Annotated in this window: 17 protein-coding genes; 5 read left to right on the top strand and 12 right to left on the bottom strand. The window is 69.6% G+C overall.

Going from position 1 to position 22,279, the window contains the following annotated elements:
• Positions 1 to 147: 147 nt before the first annotated feature.
• The 10 genes from GD1_RS19545 to GD1_RS19500 all read right to left on the bottom strand — a co-directional run bounded on the left by GD1_RS19545 (position 148) and on the right by GD1_RS19500 (position 14,137).
• Positions 148 to 1,167: a uroporphyrinogen decarboxylase/cobalamine-independent methonine synthase family protein gene (locus tag GD1_RS19545; protein ID WP_059039220.1), complete on the bottom strand. Its 1,020-nt coding sequence runs from the start codon at positions 1,165 to 1,167 to the stop codon at positions 148 to 150.
• Positions 1,168 to 1,188: 21 nt separating this feature from the next.
• Positions 1,189 to 2,313 (bottom strand): tRNA 2-thiouridine(34) synthase MnmA, encoded by a 1,125-nt coding sequence (gene mnmA, locus GD1_RS19540; RefSeq protein WP_053776048.1) that lies wholly within the window; start codon positions 2,311 to 2,313, stop codon positions 1,189 to 1,191.
• On the bottom strand, positions 2,313 to 3,506 hold the full coding sequence (locus GD1_RS19535) for a cysteine desulfurase family protein (protein WP_202927262.1): 1,194 nt from the start codon (positions 3,504 to 3,506) through the stop codon (positions 2,313 to 2,315). The genes mnmA and GD1_RS19535 overlap by 1 nt, the downstream gene beginning before the upstream one ends.
• Positions 3,507 to 3,606: 100 nt before the next feature.
• A complete protein-coding gene (locus GD1_RS19530) occupies positions 3,607 to 4,980 on the bottom strand; it encodes an FAD-binding oxidoreductase (RefSeq protein WP_059039218.1) in 1,374 nt (457 codons plus the stop codon).
• A gap of 153 nt (positions 4,981 to 5,133) precedes the next feature.
• On the bottom strand, positions 5,134 to 8,637 hold the full coding sequence (locus tag GD1_RS19525; protein WP_059039217.1) for an ATP-binding protein: 3,504 nt from the start codon (positions 8,635 to 8,637) through the stop codon (positions 5,134 to 5,136).
• Between the two features lie 203 nt (positions 8,638 to 8,840).
• A complete protein-coding gene (locus GD1_RS19520; protein WP_083534475.1) occupies positions 8,841 to 10,352 on the bottom strand; it encodes an MFS transporter in 1,512 nt (503 codons plus the stop codon).
• 119 nt (positions 10,353 to 10,471) lie between these two features.
• Positions 10,472 to 10,981: a DUF4334 domain-containing protein gene (locus tag GD1_RS19515; protein WP_059039216.1), complete on the bottom strand. Its 510-nt coding sequence runs from the start codon at positions 10,979 to 10,981 to the stop codon at positions 10,472 to 10,474.
• A gap of 83 nt (positions 10,982 to 11,064) precedes the next feature.
• A complete protein-coding gene (locus GD1_RS19510; protein WP_083534473.1) occupies positions 11,065 to 12,009 on the bottom strand; it encodes a lysophospholipid acyltransferase family protein in 945 nt (314 codons plus the stop codon).
• Positions 12,006 to 12,830, bottom strand: coding sequence for a GNAT family N-acetyltransferase (locus tag GD1_RS19505; protein WP_083534471.1), 825 nt, complete (start codon positions 12,828 to 12,830; stop codon positions 12,006 to 12,008). The genes GD1_RS19510 and GD1_RS19505 overlap by 4 nt, the downstream gene beginning before the upstream one ends.
• Before the next feature lie 176 nt (positions 12,831 to 13,006).
• Entirely contained in the window at positions 13,007 to 14,137 is a 1,131-nt protein-coding gene (locus tag GD1_RS19500; RefSeq protein ID WP_244882907.1) for an MFS transporter, read from the bottom strand.
• Between the two features lie 45 nt (positions 14,138 to 14,182).
• Here GD1_RS19500 and GD1_RS19495 point away from each other — a divergent pair, with 45 nt between their 5' ends.
• Together GD1_RS19495 and GD1_RS19490 are read left to right on the top strand one after the other, a co-directional pair.
• Positions 14,183 to 15,160, top strand: coding sequence for an LLM class flavin-dependent oxidoreductase (locus GD1_RS19495; RefSeq protein ID WP_244882905.1), 978 nt, complete (start codon positions 14,183 to 14,185; stop codon positions 15,158 to 15,160).
• Positions 15,157 to 16,503 (top strand): NtaA/DmoA family FMN-dependent monooxygenase, encoded by a 1,347-nt coding sequence (locus tag GD1_RS19490; protein WP_059039214.1) that lies wholly within the window; start codon positions 15,157 to 15,159, stop codon positions 16,501 to 16,503. Before GD1_RS19495 ends, GD1_RS19490 begins: the two co-directional genes overlap by 4 nt.
• Before the next feature lie 86 nt (positions 16,504 to 16,589).
• Here GD1_RS19490 and GD1_RS19485 read toward each other — a convergent pair whose 3' ends face one another.
• Complete coding sequence (locus GD1_RS19485) at positions 16,590 to 17,546, bottom strand: electron transfer flavoprotein subunit alpha/FixB family protein (RefSeq protein ID WP_053776263.1); 957 nt, start codon at positions 17,544 to 17,546, stop codon at positions 16,590 to 16,592.
• A 91-nt stretch (positions 17,547 to 17,637) separates the two neighbouring features.
• A complete protein-coding gene (locus GD1_RS19480) occupies positions 17,638 to 18,423 on the bottom strand; it encodes an electron transfer flavoprotein subunit beta/FixA family protein (RefSeq protein WP_020792352.1) in 786 nt (261 codons plus the stop codon).
• A gap of 138 nt (positions 18,424 to 18,561) precedes the next feature.
• Here GD1_RS19480 and GD1_RS19475 point away from each other — a divergent pair, with 138 nt between their 5' ends.
• From GD1_RS19475 to GD1_RS19465, 3 genes are read left to right on the top strand one after another with little or no spacing between them, the layout of a single operon-like run.
• Complete coding sequence (locus tag GD1_RS19475) at positions 18,562 to 19,377, top strand: class I SAM-dependent methyltransferase (protein ID WP_059039213.1); 816 nt, start codon at positions 18,562 to 18,564, stop codon at positions 19,375 to 19,377.
• Positions 19,374 to 20,942 (top strand): 1,4-alpha-glucan branching protein domain-containing protein, encoded by a 1,569-nt coding sequence (locus GD1_RS19470; protein WP_053776262.1) that lies wholly within the window; start codon positions 19,374 to 19,376, stop codon positions 20,940 to 20,942. Before GD1_RS19475 ends, GD1_RS19470 begins: the two co-directional genes overlap by 4 nt.
• Positions 20,942 to 22,207 (top strand): glycosyltransferase family 4 protein, encoded by a 1,266-nt coding sequence (locus GD1_RS19465; protein WP_059039212.1) that lies wholly within the window; start codon positions 20,942 to 20,944, stop codon positions 22,205 to 22,207. The genes GD1_RS19470 and GD1_RS19465 overlap by 1 nt, the downstream gene beginning before the upstream one ends.
• Positions 22,208 to 22,279: the final 72 nt, after the last annotated feature.

Here is a 22,279-nt window from a genome sequence, read left to right as displayed (position 1 = left end):
GACCGGTTGCGGACACGCTCGTCTCACCGGGTTTCGACACGGGTCCTCGCCTCGCGGCTCGGTCCCGGCTCAACCAGCGAAATTTGTACTGTCCGAGGTGGTTACGGACACACTCACCTCACCGGGTTTCGGCTCGGCCGACGACGGCTACAGCGCTTCCGGATCCGTGGCGAGCAGCTCGCCTGCCTTCGCACAGATCTCGAGTGCGCGGCGGGCCCACTCGAGGGTGGCACCGGCCAGACCACATGTCGGGGTGACGATCACATTGCCGGCCAGGACCTTCCGGTTCAGGCCGATACGATCGATCAACTCGGCCAGGCCGACGGCGACGGTGTCGGCGGATGCGGTGCGCACCGCACGATCACCCGGCAACACACCGGCGACCAGGACATCACCGCGATCGATGAGTTCACCGATACCGTCGAGGGTCTCGGCCGACAGCGACGTGCCCTTGGTGACGTCCACGCCGTGCGCGACGCCCCGCATCCGACGGATCAGGTCCCAGCGCGGCGCACCACAGTTGTGCAGGATCGCCGGTCGCCCGACGCGCTCGATGACCGAACCCAGTGTGTCGGCGACCTCCGCGACGGGGACTGCGGGGATGACGTCGAGGCGGGTCAGCGGTTTGAGTGCACCGTCGATGACCGCACCGATCATCGGTTCGTCGAACTGCACGATCACCTCGGCACCGAGCCTGCGGTGGACCTCGGCGACGTGGGCGGCAAGTCCTTCCGCACCGGAATCGGCCAGGTCACGGACCGCACCACGATCACGGATCGCCTTGTGTCCGTTGGCCAGCTCGATGGACGCGGCGAGCGTGTACGGGCCGGTCACCTGCACCTTGACGGCACGGCCGGTACCGATGAATCCGGCGGTGTCCCAGAGCTCTTCGAGTACGTCGAGGTCGGCGCTGAGGAATCCCCGGGCGCGACGCACCACCGACGACCCCTTCGATCCGAGGCGGTAACCCCAGGTGGACGCGTCGATCGGGATGTCGACCAGCAGGGCGGCCATCCGACCGATCATGTCGGCCCCGATCCCCCGTGCCGGGAGCTCGGCGAGATGGGCGAAGTCGAGTTCGCCGTTGATCACGGCCGCTGCTTGGGCCGGATCGGTACCGGGCATCGAACCGACACCGGTGCCGATGCCGGTGGGCAGGGTGCTCATCCGAAGTCGCTCGCCGTCCGACTACTCGGCCGCCGACAGCGACACCGGTCGCACCGACGAGGTGGCCGTGATCCGGCCGGAACCGAACACCAGGTCACCGCGATCGGCGTCGGGCAGGTACAGCACCGCGGCCTGTCCGCGGGCGACGCCGGTCAGCGGCTCCCCCAGGCTGATCTCGAAGCCGGGGCCGTCGGCGGTGTCCACCGGGGTCGCGACCGCCGGTGCCAGACCGCCGTGGGCGCGCACCTGGACCACACAATCGACCGGTCCGTCCGGGGTCTGGCCGGAGGTCCACACGGCCTTCGAGGCGCTGATCGACCACACCTGCAGATGTTCACTGGAACCCACCGCGACGGTACCGGTGGCCGGATCGATGTCGGTCACGTAGCGGGGACGGCCGTCGGCGGCCGGCGCGTCGATGCCCAGTCCCTTGCGCTGTCCGATGGTGAACCCGTGCACGCCCTCGTGCTCGGCGAGGGTCTCGCCGGTGTCGGCGTCGACCACCGCTCCGGGCCGGATACCGATCCGCGCACCGAGGAACGCCCGGGTGTCACCGGACGGGATGAAGCAGATGTCGTGCGAGTCGGGTTTGTCGGCCACCGACAACCCGCGCCGCGCCGCCTCCGCGCGGATCTCCGGCTTCGGGGTGTCGCCGACCGGGAACATCGCCCGGTCCAACTGCTCACGGGTGAGTACGGCCAGCACATACGACTGGTCCTTGTCGTGGTCGACGGCGCGACGCAACTCACCGTCGACGAGCCGGGCATAGTGACCGGTGGCCAGCGCATCGAAGCCGAGGGCCACGGCCCGGTCGGCGAGCGCGGCGAACTTGATCTTCTCGTTGCAGGTCAGGCACGGATTGGGGGTCTGACCGGCGGCATAGGCCTCGACGAATTCGTCGATCACATCGTCCTTGAACCGATCGGCGAAATCCCAGACGTAGAACGGGATCCCGAGCACGTCCGCGGCGCGTCGGGCATCGCCGGCGTCCTCACGCGAACAGCAGCCGCGCGACCCGGTGCGTAGCGCCCCCGGCGCCGTCGACAGCGCCAGGTGCACGCCCACCACCTCATGACCGGCATCGACGGCGCGGGCAGCCGCCACCGCCGAGTCGACGCCACCGCTCATCGCGGCCAGTACCCGCATCAGCGTGCCCTTCCCGAAGAGACCAGACCGGCCGTCCGCGCCCGTTCGACCACCTCGCCGATCACGTCGGCGACGGTGTCGATGTCGGCGTCGGTGGTGCTCGGCGACAGGGTGAACCGCAGCGAACCCCGCGCGGTGGCCATGTCGAGGCCCATCGCGATCAGCACGTGGCTGGCCTGGGCGACACCCGCGGTGCAGGCCGACCCGGTGGAACACTCCACGCCGTTGGCATCGAGCAACATCAGTAGCGAATCGCCCTCGCAGCCCTCGAAACTGACGTGCACGTTGCCGGGCAGCCGGCGCGCGTCGCGCGGACCGTTGACCCGGGTGCCGGGGATGTCGAGGAGGATGTCGAAGAGCCGGTCCCGCAGCCGTGCCACCGACACCATCGTGTCCGGCAGTTCGGCGACCGCCAGGGTCGCGGCGGTGGCCATGCCGACCGCGGCGGCCACGTCGGGGGTCCCCGACCGCACGTCGCGCTCGTGCCCACCACCGTGCAGCACCGGCACACAGCCCACCTCGCGGCCGAGGATCAACGCCCCGACGCCGGTGGGTCCGCCGAACTTGTGGGCGGCGACACTCATCGCCGACAATCCGCTCCCCGCGAAGTCCACCGGCACGTGTCCGACGGCCTGGATCGCATCGGAGTGCATCGGCACCCCGAACTCGGCGGCAATGGCGGCCAGCTCGGCGATCGGCTCGATGGTGCCGACCTCGTTGTTCGCCCACATCACCGACACCAGCGCGGTCTCGTCGGCGTGGGCGGTGAGCTCGGCGCGCAAGGCGGCCGGCGAGACCAGTCCCTCGTCGTCGACGTCGAGGACGACGACCTCGGCACCCTGGCCTTCCAGCCACTGTGCGGGGTCGAGTACCGCGTGGTGCTCGACACCGGTGATCACGACGCGTCGGCGCCGGTCATCGGCCTGGCGGCGGGACCAGTAGATGCCCTTGACCGCGAGGTTGTCGGCTTCGGTGCCGCCTCCGGTGAAGATCACCTCGGAGGGCCGGGCACCGACGGCGGCCGCGAATGCCTCCCGGGCCTCTTCCAGCAGCCGGCGCGACCGGCGTCCGGATCCGTGCAACGACGACGCGTTGCCGGGCTGGGTCCAGACGGCGGTCATCGCCTCGAGTGCTTCGGGCCGCAGGGCGGTCGATGCGGCGTTGTCGAGGTAGACGGGGATACGTGCGGGCATGGACATGACGTTGACAAGGATAAACGCGCTACCGGTCCCGTCCAATTCCCGCACCGTCGGACGTCCATGGTGATGTTCGCCGCACGGGCCGGCCCGATGCCTACCGGACCACGTGGCCGACGTCGAGCACACCGTGCGGATCGAGCTGCGCTCCCAGCGCCGACAGCCAGGCATAGGTGTCGTCGTCGTAGCTGGTCCGGATGTCGACCAGCTCGTGGTGGGCGATGAAGTTCGGCAGCGTGGTGCCGAGCGACCAGGGGGCGATCGCCTGGGATGCGCGGGCGCCGGCATCCACCACGTGTTCGGCGATCGGCGGGGCCAGCACGCCGACGGTGTGGAAGGTGAACGCCGCATGGCGGTGGCACAGCGCACTGCGGACCGGCGGCTCCTCGGCGAACGCACCGCCGAGCAGCCGCAGCTCGGTGATCGTCAGGAACGGCGGCGCGCCGGGGCCCACCACCTCGAGCAGCGCCGCGAGGGCGTCGTCGGGCAGCGCGCGCAGCAGCGTACTGGTCTCGTGCGCGGGCATCGGGTCCACCGGGTCGGCGTGGATGGCCGCGATCGCCGCGTACGGCATCGGCCCGACGGTGTCGAGGATCGGGGTGGCCACCGCCCGGATCGGGGCGACGAGATCGGCGGCGGCGCCGAAGTCGCCGACTCCGGCGAAGCGCACCGCGACGGTCTGCCGGCCGGCGAGCATCGGGGGCACCCCCGGCATGTCCGGCAGGTTGAGGACCGCCAGCGAGGTGTTGGCCTCCCGCGGCAGTCCCTCGGTCCAGTCACGCCACACACGCAGCACACGCTGGGCATCAGCACCGTCGAAATAGATTGCCCCACCGTAGATCTCCGAGATCGGGAGCAGATCGATCACCACCTCGGTGATGATCCCGAGCGTTCCCTTGCCGCCGCGCAGACCCCAGAACAGTTCCGGGTTGACCTCGGCGGTGGCCTGTTTGACCACACCGGTGCCGGTGACGGCGGTGATCGACCGGACGTGATCACAGGATGCGCCGACAGTTCGGACCAGCGGGCCGATCCCGCCTCCGCTGAGGAAGCCACCCACACTGACCGCCGGCGACGACCCGCACAACGGGGCCAGCCCGTGTGGCGCAGCAGCATCGATCACCGTCTGCCAGCGCACCCCGGCCCCCAGCCGCGCGGTGCGGGTGGCCGGGTCGACCTCGCACACGTCGAGGCCGTTGGTGCGCACCAGGATCGAGTTCGATCCGATCGGGATTCCGCCGTGTCCGGTGGCGAACGGCGCCACCGTCATCCCGTTGGCGGCGGCGAAGTTCACCACCGCGGCGACATCGTCGGCACCGGCGACGTCGACCACCGCCCACGGTTTCCAGGTGGCGGCGACGTTGAACCCTTCCACCGCATAGCCCGGGTCGGACGGACGGTGCACCGCACCGCGGACCGCACGGCGCAGGGCGTCGATGTCGGCGCGGTCGATGGCTCTACTGGTGGTCATGGGTTCTCCTCTGGGTCTGTGCCGCATGTCGTGCACCGGTGGCACCGTGACCGCGAATGTGATGGCACGGCCCGCCGACCGGGGCGTGCCATCAGACTGGGCGAGGTGGCTTGTGTCGGTCTTGGAAGCCACTTGGAGGACTGTCGGCGCAGGTCAGGCGTCGTCGAGCAGGGTGCGCGCACTCCTGGCGACCTGGTCGAGTCCGATCTCGCCGGCCCGGGTGGCGATGTGGACCAGATCGGCGTCGCGTGACGGTGACGACGGCTGCCTGCGGGCGGCGATCAGACGGACGCGCAGCAACGCGGGCTCACCCTCCCCCACCTCGGCGATGTTGCGCGCCTGGGTGAGGAGTTCGTCGCAGAGGTCGAACTGATCGGTCAGCAGGCACAGTTCGGCGATCGCCAACGCCACCGGACCGACGTTCCCGACATGCCCCACCGTCGCGATGTAGGACCGGTAGGGCATCAGGTAGTCGATGAATTCCTGTGCGTACTCGGGCATCTCGAGATCAGCGACGGCGTGCGCCAGCATCACCGCCTGGCCCAGCGAGGTCCAGATCATCGCGCGACCGTCGTCACTCCAGATGGTGATCATCGACCGGGCGAGGTGGTCGTCACCGGCCGCCGCGGCGATCCGGGCCACACCTGCGGCGAGCAGGATCACCACCTGGTCGGCGCCGTACTCCTGGGGTACCGAGCGGGCCCACTCCAACGGGTCGATGTCCTGCCCCATCAGCGACTCGTCGAGGCGCCCCCGTTCGGCGGCCAGCGCCATCATCGCGATCGCACCGCTGCCCGCCACATAGAGTTCGGTCTGCTCGTGCACCGCGACCGCGGTCCGGAAGTGTTCCTCGGCGAGATCGAATCGGCCGCGCCACACCGCGATCGCCGCCTCCATCCACCGCAGCTGGGCACGCAGCACCGGCAGACGCAGACGTTCGCTTCCCGAGATACCGCGTCGGACGAGCTGTTCGGTTCTCGACACATCCCCGAGGGTCATGGTGGCCATGGTCGCCACCGCGTCCAGAATCACGTCGTCGACGTCGTCGCGGGGACGCAGCTGCCGGACCTGTTGCGCCAGCGCAAGACAGTCGCGCGCGTGATCGGCGACACCGGAGTAGGTGATGATCCGGGCGAGCATCACATCGGCGACGACCTGGTCGTCGGCGGTGTCGGCGGCCAGGACCTCGGCCCGCGCGAGCAGGCCCGCGGGCACCGCGCCGTCCCGGTTGTAGCAATGCCCGATCGCCGACGCGGCCAGCACCCGCGCCAGCCCGGCGACCACACCGGGTTTGGCATCGCCGGACTCGATCTGGTCACCGAGATGATCGGCGGCCGCATCCAGCGCTGCGTGCAGCGTGGGGTTCTCGATTCCCGGACCGATCCACGGCCAGGCCCCGGTGGATCGGATCAGGCTGCCCGCGAGCCGACCGGCAGTGGTCGGCGCACCGGATCGGATGGCCTCGTGGAGCCGGGTCTCCACCTCCTTGAGCACCATCTGCACCAGACCGGCGCGGGCCTGCGCGGCGAGCATCGCGATCAGCAGGTCGTCACGGTCGGTGGTGTCGTGATCGCTGAGCCCGGCCGACTCGTGGGTGCGCAATGCCATGCCCAGCCAGTGCGCGGCATTCTCCGAATCCCATCGGGCGGTGGCGTCCTCGGCGACGATGCGACACGCGTCGACCACGTCGCGGGCGTCGGCCACCGGTGACGCCTCCAGCAGATGGAGCGCACGCCGCATCGCCCATCCCGGGCCCGGCCGGGTCCCGACCACATCGGCCACCCGCAGATGCATCCGGCACCGGCGCAACGGGCGGATCGCGGCGAGCGCCTCCTCACGCAGCAGTGCGTGCGCGAAACGTGTTGTGCCACCCCGATCGGTGGAGACCAGGATGCGTTCGTCGATGGCGTCGTCGAGGCAGTCGGCGATCTCGGCGATGCCGCGCTCCATCACCTCGGCGAGCAGGGTGATGTCCACCTCGTCACCGATCACCGCCGCATGGGTGATCACCTCCAGGACCGCCGGATCCAGCGAGGTGAGGCGTCGGTCGAGAACCGACCGGACCGCCGCCGGCACCATCTCCCGACGCCGCTCCTCGGCCGGCAGCCGGGCGAACTCGGCGACGAACAGCGGGATTCCGCCGGTCCGGCGGGTCAGGGTGTCGGCGTCCTCGGGGGTCATTTCGTCCCCGGCGACGGCGCGCACCAGGGCCACCACCTCGTCGCGGACCAGATGCGGCAGGGCCAGATGCGCGCCCGCTGCCCGGGACAACGCCGAGCGCAGCCGGTCGACGTCGGAGCCGCCCTCACCGTCGCGGACGGTCACCACCACACTCAGCCCAGACGCACGCATCACGGTGCTCAGGTAGGTCAGCAACCCCAGGGTCATCGAATCGGCCCACTGCGCGTCGTCGACGACCACGGTCAGCGGCCCGCTCCCCAACGTCGTCTCCAGCAGGTTCTGGACGCGCTCGTAGACCGCGAACCGTGCGGTGTCGGCGTCGACACCGGGCGGCACCGACAGCACGGCCTCCGGCTCGGCCTCGAGCGCCCGGCACAGCTGCCGCAGCGGCCACCAGGCCGGGATGCCCTCGGCGTCGGGGCAGCGCACCCAGACCACCCGCCCGCCGACGCCCACCGCGATCGTGGCGACCTCCTCGGCGAGGCGGGTCTTGCCGATCCCGGCCGGGCCGCTGATCAGCAGCCACCGGGCGGATTCGCCGGTCGAGGCGAGAAGTGCACGGACACGGTCGATCTGGCTCTCCCGGCCGACGAGCGGCAGCGAATCCGACGACGGATCGGCGGCCATCGGCGCCTCGACCGGCTCGGCGTCGACGACGATCGAATGGGGTGCGGTCACCTCCACCGCACCCGACCAGTGCGGCGGGCGCGGCCAGGCCGCGATCACCGGATCGTGGCGCAGGATCGCCCCCTGCAACTCCACCAGTTCCACACCGGGTTCCAGACCGAGCTCCTCGTCGAGGATGCGGGAGTGCTCGGTGTAGACATCGAGCGCCTCGGTGGCCCGACCGGCCCGGTACAGGGCCACCATGTGCAGCCAGACCGCCCGGTCGCGCAACGGATCCCGCGCACGCAGCGCCACGATGTCGGCGAGCGCGCCACCGGTGTCGCCGTCGGCGAGCAACGCGGTGATGTGCACCTCCTGGACCGCCAGCCGTCCCTCGACGAGTGCGGCCGCCTCGGCCACCACCCAGTCGATGCCGTCGAGCTCGCCGGCCAGCAGTTCGCCCCGCCACAGCCCGAGGGCGGTCTCGGCATCGGCGAGCGCCCGGGTCCACTGCGCCTCGTCGCGGGCGATACGGGCGCTGCGGGCGAGTGCCGCGAACTCGGCGACGTCCAGGCGGTCGTCGCCGAGTTCGAGACGGTAGCCCGAGGCCACCCGCTGGATCGGGGAGGCGTCACCGGTGTCACCGCGCAGGGCGCGACGCAGATTGGAGACATAGGCCTGCAGGCTGGTGGTTGCCGCGGCAGGCGGGTCCGCACCCCACACGGTGTCGATCAGCCGATGGACCGGTACCACCGCACCACGGGCCAGCAACAACGCGGCGAGCACCGAACGCTGCTTGGGCGACCCCAGATCGATCGGATCGTTCTCGCGACGCACCTCGAGAGGGCCGAGAACCAGATACTGTCGCACGCTCGATTCCCCACTCGCCCGGCCACCCTGTTGTTCTGAGAGTGTAAGGCCCGAGACGTCACCGTGACGAGGAACCCGCAGCGACGGCAACGCCATCGCGTTCGACAGCGGCTCCTTCTGGGCCGACTCCTGCTGGGCCGACTCCTTGTGGGATGACTCCTTGTGGGATGACCGGGATCGCGGGGCCGGAAGGGCGTACCCACTCACCTGCCGACCGCCGCGGCTCCATCAGGGTCGACCTCCGGGTCGTCGACGGGGCCGTCAGCGGGACCGTCGGCGGTATACTCCTCGTCGTCGGTGGTCGCGCGGGCACGGCGCATCGTCGCCGCCACGACCAGCGCTCCGGCCAGGGCGATCCCGAAGCTCACCCACAGAGCGGTGTGCAGTCCGGACACGAACTCGTCCGGCGAGCCGCCGTGCAGCACCGACTGTGCCGGGAAGAACGCGCCGAGGGCGGCGACGCCGAGTGCGATACCCGACTGCCGGAACACGTCGTTGACGCCCGCGGCGAGTCCGGCGTCGTCGTGTTCGCTCTCGGCCAGCACCACGCCGCTCATCACCGGGTTGAACACGCCGGCACCGATCGAGGCGATCATGAAGCCGCCCACCAGATCCCAGCCACTGCTGTCACGGCCACCGACGGTCATCCACGCCATTCCCACCGCGACGGCCATCAGGCCGGTGGCCAGCAGCACCCACGGCGGCACCCGGTCGAGGATCTTGTCGGTCAGTCCGGCCGCGACGAGCATCAGTATGGTGCCGGGCAGATAGACCAGACCGGCACCGATCGCCGACATCCCCACCACACCCTGCAGATACACGGTGACGTAGACGAACACCGCGAACATCGACGCCGAGATCGCGAAGGTGGCCACCTGCGCACCGGCGAAACCCGCGTTGGCGAACATCGACAGCGGCAGCATCGGTTCGGCCACCAGGCTCTCCACCACCAGGAAGGCGATCAGCGCCACCACCGAGACGATGAGGGCGGTCAGCGTGACGGCGTCGGTCCAGCCGCGTTCGTTGGCCGAGAACAGTCCGTAGGTGAGTGCGGCGAGGCCCACCATCGAGGCCACCTGACCCGACCAGTCGCCGCGACGCGGTGCGGCACTGCGAGATTCGACGACCCAACGGGTACCGGCCAGCATGGCGATGCCCACCGGGATGTTGATCACGAAGATCGCACGCCAGTCGATGAGTTCGGTCAGCACACCCCCGAGCAACGGCCCGATGGCGAAGGACGCACCGATCGTCGCACCGTAGGCGGCCAGCGCCCTGGTGCGTTCGGCGCGGCCGGGGAAGGCGTGCGCGAGCAATGCCAGCGAGGTGGCGAACAGCACTGCGGCGCCGAGCCCCTGGACCACGCGGGCCGCGTTGAGCAGCAACATGTCCCCGGCCACGGCGCAGATCGCCGACGCCGCGGTGAAGACCACCGCACCGATCGTGAAGGCGAACCGACGGCCGGCGCGATCGGCCCACGCACCCGCCGACAACACCACCGTCGCCAGGGCGAGGGTGTATCCGTCGATCACCCATTTGATGGCACTGAAGTCGGCGGTGAACTCGCGTGCGATGGATGGCAGAGCGGTGTTGACCACGGCGATGTCGAGCATGAGCATCGCGGTGGCCGCGCAGGCCACCGCGAGGGTGACCCACTGGGATCGGGTGGTACCGGGTGCTGTCGCACCTGGCGGCGAGATCTGGGCGTCGGCCATGGGGGCTCCTCCGAGCGGTCGGGTGAAACGTTCGGGGGCCACCCTCCGAAGTGCCGCTTGGAGTCTCCTTGCCACAGGCTTGGCGCACCGGCGTACCGGTGCCCGGCGCCGGGGTTCGCTCAGTCGCGATCGAGATAGAAGTACAGGTGACGGCCGTCGACGACGCCCGCCTTGCCGTTCATGATGCCCATGACGGTCGTGTCATCCACTCGTTTGAAGTGATCGATGATCGGCCGGCCGTCGTAGACCATGGACGCCGTGACCTCGCCGCGGAACTCGATGTTCCACAGGCTCGCCTCCCCCTTGCCGAAATCGGTGTTCGAGTACAGCTCGCCGTCGGCGTCGCGGCACACCAGCGGGTGTACCGCGTCGCGGGCGACGAAGGTCTTGCCGTACCAGCCCATCGTCGCCAGCATCCCGTTGGCGGCGTGGCCGGTGGTGAACTCACCGCCACGCCACCGTCCGTACATCTCCTCCGGCCGCAGGGTGCTCAATCCCGCCCAGACCGCGTCGAGATCGGCGTCGTCGACCCGTCCCCCGGCCTCCCGCAGTTCGGCGAATCGTGCCCGGGCCGCGTCTGCGGTCAGCTTCTCGGGACGCCTCGTGACGGAGTTCGGGGTGTCGGACATGGATGGGCCCTTTCGGTCCGGCGATCACTGGGCGGTGTTCCGTGGGTCACGGCCGCCCGTGCATCATATATGTTGTCCGATCGTCACCCACGGTGTGTGGGTGTGGCCGTACCGCGCTCCCGGTGAACCGACCGGACCAGCAGCTCACACCGTGCGGCGAGTTCCCGGCGGTCACCGTGCGGCAGTTGCGGTTCGTGCAGGCAGACATGCACCACCACCCGGCGCGATCGCAACACCCGGCGAAGGGTGTCGGCCGGGCCGTCCTCGCCGATGAAACCCGGTTCGGCGGTGCGGCAGCCGTCGACGGTGAACCCGATCCCCACCGGCAGGATCGGCACACCCGCATCCAGTGCGGACTGGAAGAACGCCGGATGGAATCGGCCCTGCGCACCCCCACACCAGGTGGTGCCCTCCGGGAACACCGCCACCGAGGCGTCGGCCTCCAGTCCCGCGGTGGCGACGTCGACCACCCCGGGCAGACTCCGCAACGATCCCCGGTCGATGGTGATCACCCCGAATCGACGGGCGAGCACCGACACCAGCGGCATCGACGCGACGTCGGACTTCGCGACGAACCGGGACGGCTGGACCACCGCGATCGCCAGGATGTCCAGATACGAGATGTGATTGGCCACCACCAGTCCGCGTGTGCGTGACCCGAACGGGCGACGATCGTCGATGACGATCCGAATCCCGATGGCCCGCAACATGGTCAGGGCCGAGGCACGCAGGAATGCGCGCCGCACCAGCCGCGGGAGCGGGGTGACCAGCGCCCCGGCGACGGCGATCGTCATCACCGCCAGCACGAGTTTCACCGTCCGCGCCGCCATCAGCATCGCACCCGCCGCGCTCGCACCGACACCGGCGCGGCACCCGTCACCACACGGGCTGGCCGGATACCACGCGTGCACCTGCCGCGAATCCGGCTGTGCCACAGCACACTCGACGTCGGCGACGGCGGCGAGCCGGACCACCCCGGTGGCCTCGACCGCGACGACGCCCACCTCGTGGGCGGCGGCCACGCTCATCCCCGCTCACCGCCCAATCGCGCCACGGTGTCGCGGAGCCGGTCGAGGTAGCGGGCATTGGCACGTCGCTGGTCGAGCACCGTGAGGAAGTCGCCCACATCGAAGACCTCGTCGACCGCCGGTTCGCCGCAGACCTGCGCACCCAGCCGTAGGTAGGCGCGCATCAACGGCGGCAGGCAGACTCTCGCGGGCCCGGTGATGTCGTCGAGCAGGACCCCGTCCACCCGGCCCCTGATGTGCGGATACACCTGCCACGGCGCGGCGTGCCGATCGCGCAGGAGGTCACGCGCGCCACGCAGGGTGGCACCGCGGGCGAGCACCCCGGGTCCTGCCAGCGGTACCGACACCGACCCGATCACGTGGCGATATCCCGATTCCTCCAGGTACCGGAACAGTGCCGCCCACAGCAGCGCGGTGACCGCGCCACTGCGATGGCCGTCGAGCACACATGCGCGGCCCATCTCCACGGTCGACGCCCCGATCTCGTCGAGTTCGGAGAGGTCGAACTCGGTGGCCGAGTACCACCCGCCGGCCGCGATCGCCCGCGGCGGCGGGAGCAGTCGGGCACAGCCGATGACGCCGTGGTCGTCGTGCCAGGCCAGCAGGTGCTCACAGAACTCGTCGAACCGGTCGGCGTCGCGTCGGGTGCCGGCATCGCCGATGGAGTCGGAGAAGCCGGGTTCGGCGGCGAAGACCTCGTAGCGCAGCTGCTGGGCCGCGACGACGGCGGCCGGGTCGTCGGTGAGCACGATCCGCAACGCGCCTGCGTCCACCAACGTGCGCGACAGTTGGGGAAGGGCGGTCACCTGCACAGATGTCATACCCAGATGAAAACGAGATGGAACGTCGCGCCGGCGACCCCGGTGTGTCGTGTCGGTGCTGGTGTGGTGAACAGGTCGGCGCCTGAGCCGCCTGCCGATGAACACCTGCCAAAACACCGGTGATCCACCAACGACATTCGCTCACGACGGCGGTCTGAACTGTGCGACCCACCTGACTACGAGCCACCGTTCCCTGCTCTCGCCAGCGGTATCAATGCGATCGAGGCCACCACCGCTCCGGCACCGCAGATCACCAGGAAACGCCAGTCCCCCAGCCACGCACCCATCAGTGGCGATGCCGCCCGTGCGACGGCCATCGGGACGGTGATGACCGCCAGCACACTGGCGAAGTGGGCGACCCCGAAGTTGTCGGCGACGATCGACGGCCGCGCGATCACACCGACCCCCTGTCCGATCCCGACGGCCGAGACGCAGAGCAGCGTCGCCGGGATCGACAACCCGGCCAGCGGCAGCATCAGCAGTCCCGCACCCTGGATCGCGAAGGCCCCGCAGGTGACCGGGGCCAGTGCGACTCCTCGCAATACGGTGACCAGAGCCAATCTCGACAGGATCTGCATCGCGCCGATCGAGATCGGGATCGAGGTGGCTATCCACATGGAGTGGCCCACCGACAACAGGTACGAGATCACCAGCAGCAGAAATGCCGTCACCGATCCGGCCTGCCCCACGAACGCGATGAGCAGGTACCAGAACCGCCGCTGCCGAAGTGCGGTGCCGATCGGCACGCCCGTCCGGTGCTCCACCCGACTCCGGTGTGCACGCCCCGACGGGATCACCAGCAGATGACCGGGCACCGCGGTCACCAGCAGGACTGCACTGAGAACCAGCAGCGTTGTCCGCCATCCCCATTCGTCGTTCATCCAGCCGAGGAGGGGATACACCAGGTAGGTCGACAGCCCCGCGATCATGGTCACCGCCAGGATCGTCCGGTCCCGGTGCGGGCCGTCGGTGGCCACCACGATCACCGCGAATGCGGCCTCATAGGTCGACATGGCGATCGCCAGACCCACGAACACGAATGCCACATACAGCATCGGCAACGAGGTTGCCTGCGACCACATCACCGCCGCACCGACGCCGATCAGCGAGCCCGCGGTCATCAGGATCCGCCCACCGTGGCGGTCCATCAGGCGGCCGATCGGGAACGCCGCGAGCGCCCCCATCAGGGTCGACACGGTCGACGCCCCGGCCACCGCGGTCCGGGAGACGCCGAGGCCGGTCGCCATGTCGTCGATGATGACCGGCAGGATCTGGATCAACGCCACATAGGCCACCGTGTTGGACACGGCGAACACCGCGATCAGCAGGCGCCGATCGACAACGACCTCCCGGTGGCGCAGGCCTATCGCGAGGCGATCGAGATCTTCGTCGCGGCAGAGGAACTGGGATATGACTCCGGGTGGGTGATCCAGCGTCACTTCCGGCAGGGCAAGGAACAGATCTCCTCGCCGCTGGTGGCGCTGGGCGCGATCGCCCAGCACACCACCCGGATCGGCCTGGGCACCGGTGTTCTGGTGCTCCCCCTGGAGGACCCGCTGCGCGTGGCCGAGGACGCCGCGACGGTCGATGCGTTCAGCGGCGGCCGGCTGGAGCTGGGGGTCGGGTCCGGGCCGTTCCCGGGGGCATGGGAGGCGTTCGGCAGGGATCTGGCCGACCGGCAACGGATCTTCGGCGAGTCGGTGAGTCGCCTGCACGAGGTACTCGAGGGCTCACCGCTGAACGCCGCCGGTGAATCCCTGTATTCGCCGGGTGCCGGTGTGCGTCGTCGGCTCTGGCAGGCCACCACCAGCCATCCCGACTACGCGCACGCCTCCGCGGCGGCCGCCGCACTCGCCGGCGACGGCCTGCAACTGTCGCGGGCCAACGCCTGGGGCGGTGGGACCGTCGCCGGGGCACAAGCCGCGCAGGCCGCGTGGATCCGGTCCTATCTGTCCGCGTGGACAGACCCCGATCATCCACCGCGAGTGCAGGTCTCGCGGGCGGTCTACCCCCACCCCGACCGCGTGGAAGCGGTACGGCGGGTGACCCCCGGTGTGCACCGATGGCGTAGCTGGAGTACCTCCGGCGGGCCGAAGCACGCCCAGGGCGTCGACGAGTATCTCGCCGCCGACCACGCGCTGTTGGGTCCGGCCGCGACACTCGCCGACGAGCTCGCGGCCGATCCGGCGGTGGCGCTGGCCACCGATCTGCTGGTCAGCTTCGTCCCCGGGGTACCCGACCGTGACGAACACATCCGTCTACTCGAGTCCACCGCCCGTGACCTGGCGCCACGGCTGGGGTGTGCTCCGTCCGAAAGAGGCCGTCCATGACCGGATTCCACCTCACCATCTCCCTGATGACGCCGGGTCACTTCCGGCAGGCGTGGCGGCTGCCGCACGTCGATCCGCTCGCCTATCTCGACATCGACCATTTCCGGCGGCTCGCCCTGATCGCCGAGGAGGCGACCATCGACGCGGTGTTCCTCGGGGACGGACCGGCGCTGCGCGGTGAGATCGAGGAGGCTCCCGGTACCGGTCTGGATCCGGCTGTCCTGCTGGGGCATCTGGCCGCGATCACCGAGAACCTCGGCATCGTGGTGACCGCGTCGACCACCTACAACTCGCCGTACAACCTGGCCCGTCGATTCCAGGCACGCGATCATGTGACGAAGGGACGTGCGGCGGTCAACATCGTGACCACCGGAACTCCGGCGGCCGCAGCCAACTTCGGGCTGCCCGCCCATCCCGACAAGGAGTCGCGGTACCGGCGGGCGTGGGAGTTCCTCGAGGTCACCACCCACCTGTGGGACAGCTGGCAGCCGGATTGGCTTGTCGCCGACAAGGAATCGGGGCGATACGCCGATCCCACCCGGATCCGCGGCATCGACCACGAGGGTGAGTTCTTCTCGGTGGCGGGCCCGTTGCCCGTCGCCCCCGGACCGCAGGGCAGGCCGGTCATCGTGCAGGCGGGCGGTTCGGAGGGAGGCCTGAAACTCGCCGGCGACCATGCCGACGTCGTCTTCACCGTGGCACAGACGAAGGCCAAGGCGATCGCGTTCCGCGACGAGATCCGCTCGCGCGCCGCCGCCGCGGGTCGTCACCCCGACGCGGTCAAGGTCTCGCTCGGCGTCGTCGTCCTGGTGGGGACCACACCGGAGGATGCGGCCGCCCGCGCGCAGACGCTGTACGCGACGCTGCCCATCGACCGGTTGTGCACCGAACTGCTCACCACTCTCGGTCTGCCGCCCGATTCGTTCGGCCCCGACGACCCGATCTCGGCCGACGACCTCCCCGACACCATTCCCGGTACCGCGTTCTCCACCGGCTTCAGCGTGTCCACACGTGCACTGATCGCCCGATCACCGCGCACGCCACGCGAACTCGTGCAGTCCGGGGCGGGCGGATCGGGACACCGTCTGGTGATCGGCTCGGCCGAGCAGGTCGCCGACGATCTGCAGTCGTGGTTCGAGGCGGGTACCGCCGACGGGTTCACCATCATGCCCGCCGACACGTCGGTCGACCTGGAGAACTTCGCCAGGCTGGTGGTCCCGATCCTGCAGGAGCGCGGGCTGTTCCATCGCGACTACCCGGCACCGACGCTGCGCGAACGGTTCGGTCTGCCGTTCCCCCATGCGCGGGATTCGTCCGAGAACGCCTCGGCCGCATCGGCTTGACCGTCACGGACCGCCGGACCACGGACGGACAGAACCGAAGAAGCCCCGCCACATCAGATGTGGCGGGGCTTCTTCGGGATCTCAGATCACTTGCGCTTGGTGACCTCTTCGGTCAGCTGCGGTGCGACGTTGAACAGGTCGCCCACGATACCGAAATCGGCGATCTCGAAGATCGGGGCCTCTTCGTCCTTGTTGACCGCGACGATGGTCTTCGAGGTCTGCATACCCGCACGGTGCTGGATCGCACCGGAGATACCCAGGGCGATGTAGAGCTGCGGCGACACGGTCTTACCGGTCTGACCGACCTGGAACTGACCGGGGTAGTAGCCCGAGTCGACCGCTGCACGCGACGCTCCCACGGCCGCACCCAGCGAGTCGGCCAGCGCCTCGACCACGGAGAACTTCTCGGCCGAACCCACACCGCGGCCACCCGAGACCACGATCGAGGCCTCGGTCAGCTCCGGACGGTCGCCGCCCACGTTCGGCTCGACCTTGGTGATCTTGACGGCGTTCTCCGCAGCGGCGGGAACCTCGACGTCCACACGCTCACCGGCGCCGGCCTGCGGAGCTGCCTCCACACCACCCGGACGGACCGAGAACACCGGGGTGTCGCCCTTGGCCTGTGCCTCGACGGTGAACGCGCCACCGAAGATCGAGTGCACGCCCACGGCGCCGTCCTTGATGTCGATGACGTCGGCGAGCACACCCGAACCTAGGCGCACGGCCAACCGGCCCGCGATCTCCTTGCCGTCGGCGGTGGCCGCGACCAGGATGCCGGCCGGGGCGGCCGACTCCGCGATCGACGACAGCACGTCGACCTGCGGGCTGATCAGGTAGGTGGCCACATCGTCGGACTCGGCGACGTAGATCTTCTCCGCGCCGGCCTCCTTGAGACCGTCGATCACGCCGTCGGCCGCACCGGGCTTGCCGACGACGACCGCCGCCGGGGTGCCCAGGGCACGCGCCGCGGTGATCAGCTCAGCGGTCACCTTCTTCAGGGCGCCCTCGGCGTCCTGCTCGACCAGAACGAGAACTTCTGCCATTTCCTCTACTCCTGAATGTCTTTGAGATGCCCTGCGCCACACCGTCGGAACCGGTTGGCGCGGGCTGTGATGGTGGGGTCTACCGGTCGAGCTAGATGATCTTCTGCGAGACCAGGTACTCGGCGACCTTCACGCCACCGTCACCCTCATCGGCGACACGCTCACCGGCGGTCTTCGGGGGCTTCGGGGTGGAGCTGGTGACCGTCGACCCGGCGTTGGCCAGGCCCACATCGGTCGGCTCGACGTCGATCTCGGCGAGCGTGACGACGGTGACTTCCTTCTTCTTCGCGGCCATGATGCCCTTGAAGGACGGGAAGCGCGGCTCGTTGATCTTCTCGTTCACCGAGACGATCGCCGGCAGTTCCGCGGTGATGTGGTAGATACCCTCGTCGGTCTCGCGCTCACCGCTGAGCGTCTCACCCTCGAGGGTCAGCTTGCGCAGGTGCGTCAGGTGCGGCAGTTCCAGGTACTCGGCGATCATGGCCGGGATCGCACCGACACGGCCGTCGGTGGCCTCGTTACCGGCGATGACCAGCTCCACACCCTCCACGGTGCCCAGCGCACGGGCCAGCACATACGCGGTCTGAACGGCATCCGAACCGGCGAGCAGATCGTCCTTGATGTGGATCGCTTTGTCGGCACCCATCGACAGGGCCTTACGGATCGCCTCGGTCGCCCGCTCCGGGCCGGCGGTCAGCACGGTCACCTCGCCGCCGTTGGCTTCCTTGATCTGCAGTGCTTCTTCGACAGCACGCTCGTTGATCTCGTCGAGCACGGCGTCGGCGGCCTCACGGTCGAGAGTGAAGTCGTCGTCGGAGAGCTTGCGCTCAGACCAGGTGTCCGGGACCTGCTTGATCAGAACGACAATGTTGGTCATGGGTCTGCGTCGACCTCCTGCGTCGGGTTCGGCAACTTACCGGCGGGTAAGGCCATCGGTCCCCTCACTTTAACCCGTCATATCCACCGGTAGAACATCGACTACCTCACAGTACGCCGGGCGACTAGTGTCGTGGGGATGACCGACGTAGACCGGGCACCCTCGTCCGGCGCATACCAGGCACTTTCGGCAGATGAGCAGCTCGCCCTGACCGGTGAGCGAACCGTTCCCGGAATCCCCGCGGAGAACTACTGGTTCCGCCGCCACGAGATCGCCTACCAGCACATTCTCGACCGGTGTGCCGGACGCCAGCTGCTCGAGGCCGGCTCCGGGGAAGGATATGGTGCGGCGATGCTCGCCGACGCCGGAGCACAGGTGACGTGCGTCGACTACGACGAGTCCGCGGTCGCCCACACCCGCCGCCGGTATCCGCAGGTGACGATCCAGCAGGGCAATCTCGTCGATCTCCCGCTGGCCGATGCCTCGGTGGACACCGTGGTCAACTTCCAGGTGATCGAGCATCTGTGGGATCAGCCCGGCTTCATCGCCGAATGCGCGCGGGTGCTGCGTCCCGGCGGGGAACTGCTGATCGCCACCCCCAACCGCGTCACCTTCTCTCCGGGCCGCGACACCCCGCTCAACCCGTTCCACACGCGGGAACTGAATGCCGACGAACTACGTGAACTGCTGGTCGACGGCGGCTTCGACGTGACCGCGATGCTCGGCGTCTACCACGGCGAACCGCTGGCGGCGCTCGACCGCAAGTGGGGCGGATCGCTGATCGACGCCCAGATCGAGCGGGCGCTGGCCGGTGAGGACTGGCCCACCGACCTCGTCGACGACGTCGCCGGTGTGCGGGCCGTCGACTTCGCCGTGCTCGACCCGGCCGATGCGGGTGTCGGGATCGACGACAGCCTGGATCTGCTCGCGATCGCGGTGCGTCGCCCATCGTGACCACCACTTCATCGCAGCGGACTGCCGGCGTCGAACCGGTACCGGGACAGTTCACGCTCGTCCTGCATTCCCATCTGCCGTGGCTGGCCAACCACGGGCGGTGGCCGGTCGGCGAGGAATGGCTCTATCAATCGTGGGCGGCGTCCTATCTTCCCTTGTTCGCGATGCTGCGCCGCCTGGCCGACGACGGGCACCGGGATCTGATGTCGCTGGGCATCACCCCGGTGCTGGCCGCCCAGCTCGACGACCCGCACTGCACGAGGTCGATGTACGAGTGGCTGGCCGACTGGCAGCTGCGCGCCACCGAGGCCGCGGTGTCCGACGACGCCGACCGCCGCACCCTGGGCCATCGTGAATACCGCACGGCTGCCGAGGCGATCACCGAGTTCGAGCGCCACTGGCGTCACGGTGGCTCGCCGACCATCCGGGCGATCGCCGAGACGGGGGTGGCCGAGATCCTCGGCGGTCCGCTCGCGCATCCGTTCGCCCCGCTGCTCGACCCGCGGTTGCGGCAGTTCTCGCTCGGCGAGGGTCTGGCCGACGCGCAGACCCGGTGGGGCTACACCCCGCGCGGGATCTGGGCGCCGGAGTGCGCCTTCGCGCCGGGGATGGAGGACGAGTACGCCGCGGCGGGCGTCGAACACTTCATGGTCGACGGTCCGACGCTGCGCGGCGACACGACGCTGGGCCGTCCGGTCGGCGACACCGGGGTACTCGCCTTCGGTCGTGACCTCACCGTCAGCTACCGGGTGTGGTCACCGAAGTCCGGCTATCCCGGCCACGCCGCCTACCGGGACTTCCACACCTACGACCACGAGACCGGCCTGAAACCCGCTCGGGTGACCGGGAAGTCGGTGGCCGGTCCGGACAAGAAGCCCTACGACCCGGCTCGCGTGGACGCGGTGATCGACCGCCACGTCGAGGACTTCGTGGAGCATGTGCGTGGGCGTCTGGTCGACGAGTCGGCACGGATCGGCCGGCCGGCACTGGTGGTCGCCGCCTTCGACACCGAACTGTTCGGGCACTGGTGGTACGAGGGCCCGATCTGGCTCGAGCGTGTGCTGCGCCGGCTCCCGGAGGTGGGTGTCACCGTCGGCACCCTCGCCGGGGCCGCCGACGCCGGCTATGTCGGTGCACCGATGGATCTGCCCGCGTCGTCGTGGGGATCGGGTAAGGACTGGCGGGTGTGGAACGGCCCGCAGGTGGCGCATCTGGTCCAGCTGAACGCCGAGGTCACCCAGACCGCCCTCGACGCGGTGGACAAGCTGGTCGAACCGGGGGCCGGACGCAACCGGGTGGCCGACCAGATCGTGCGGGAGGCGTTGATGACGGTGTCGTCGGACTGGCCGTTCATGGTCTCCAAGGACACTGCCGCCGGCTATGCGGTCGACCGTGCGCACACGCATGCGCACGCCACCCGCGAGATCGTCGACGCCGCACTGCGCGGCCAGGCCGACGAGGCACGGCGGCTGGCGGGGAACTGGTCTGCCGCGGACAATCTGTTCGCAGATCTCGATGCCCGTCGGGTGGGCGACGGGTCGCAAGCACTGCGTGGGGGGAACTGATGAAGATCTTGCTGGTGTCCTGGGAGTATCCGCCGGTGGTGGTGGGTGGTTTGGGCCGACACGTCCATCACCTGGCCACCGAACTCGCCGATGCGGGGCACGACGTCGTGGTGCTGACCCGCAGGGCGTCGGGTACCGATGCGTTGACGCATCCGACCACCGACACCCGCACCGACGGCGTGCGGGTCATCGCGGTGGCCGAGGACCCGCCGGAGTTCGACTTCGGCACCGACATGATGGCGTGGACGCTGGCGATGGGCCACGGGTTCATCCGCGCCGGCCTGACCATCCTGGCCGGTGAACGTGGCTCCAGCGCGACCAGCTGGACCCCGGATGTGGTGCACGCCCACGACTGGATCGTCGCGCACCCGGCGATCGCACTGGCCGAGATCTTCGATGTCCCGATGGTCTCGACGATCCATGCCACCGAGGCCGGCCGGCACAGCGGTTGGGTCAGCGGGTCGATCAACCGCCAGGTGCACTCGGTGGAGTGGTGGCTGGCCGCCGAGTCCGACGCGGTGATCACCTGTTCGGAATCGATGCGCGACGAGGTGACCCGACTGTTCTCCCCGCCGTGTGAAGTGCAGGTGATCCACAACGGGATCGACGCGCGCGCATGGCCTTTCGCTCCCAAGACGAAGCGCTCCGGACCGGCCGAGCTGCTGTTCGCCGGGCGACTGGAGTACGAGAAGGGCGTCCAGGATCTGCTGGCCGCACTCCCCCGGATCCGGCGCACCCATCCGGGCACCACCCTGACCATCGCCGGGGCCGGGACCCAGCTGGACTGGCTGACCGAGCTGGTCACCAAGTACCGGTTGACCCGGACCGTGACATTCCTCGGCGCCGTCGACCATCATCGGCTCGTCGAGCTGATGCACCGCTGCGATGCGATCGTCCTGCCGAGCCGGTACGAGCCGTTCGGGATCGTCGCACTGGAGGCCGCCGCCACCGGCATCCCGCTGGTGGTGTCTACGGCCGGCGGACTGGGCGAGGCGGTGCGCCAGCCGGAGACCGGCCTGTGTTTCGCGCCGGCCGACGTCGCCGGGCTGACGTCCGCGGTCCGCCGGACGCTGTCGGATCCGGAGGCCGCGGCGGTTCGTGCCCGCCGAGCCCGCGACCGGTTGGGTGCCGACTTCTCCTGGGCCGAGGTGGCCGAGCGCACCGTGGCGGTCTACACCGCCGTCAAGCGCCGCGTCCGCCAGCCGCAGGGCCGCCCCACCATCGTCGAACGTCCCCTGCCCGAACGCGATCCCGGAAACCCCTAGGTTCGCAGCGAGTGCGACTCGTCGTCGGATCACCGTCCGAGGTGGCCACCAGCCGAGGTGACCTGCGGAGAT

The sequence above is a fragment of the Gordonia desulfuricans NBRC 100010 genome, from assembly GCF_001485495.1.
Classification (GTDB): Bacteria; Actinomycetota; Actinomycetes; order Mycobacteriales; family Mycobacteriaceae; genus Gordonia; species Gordonia desulfuricans.
Note: the sequence above shows the minus strand (reverse complement) of the source record. Positions and strands in the feature narration are given on the sequence as shown.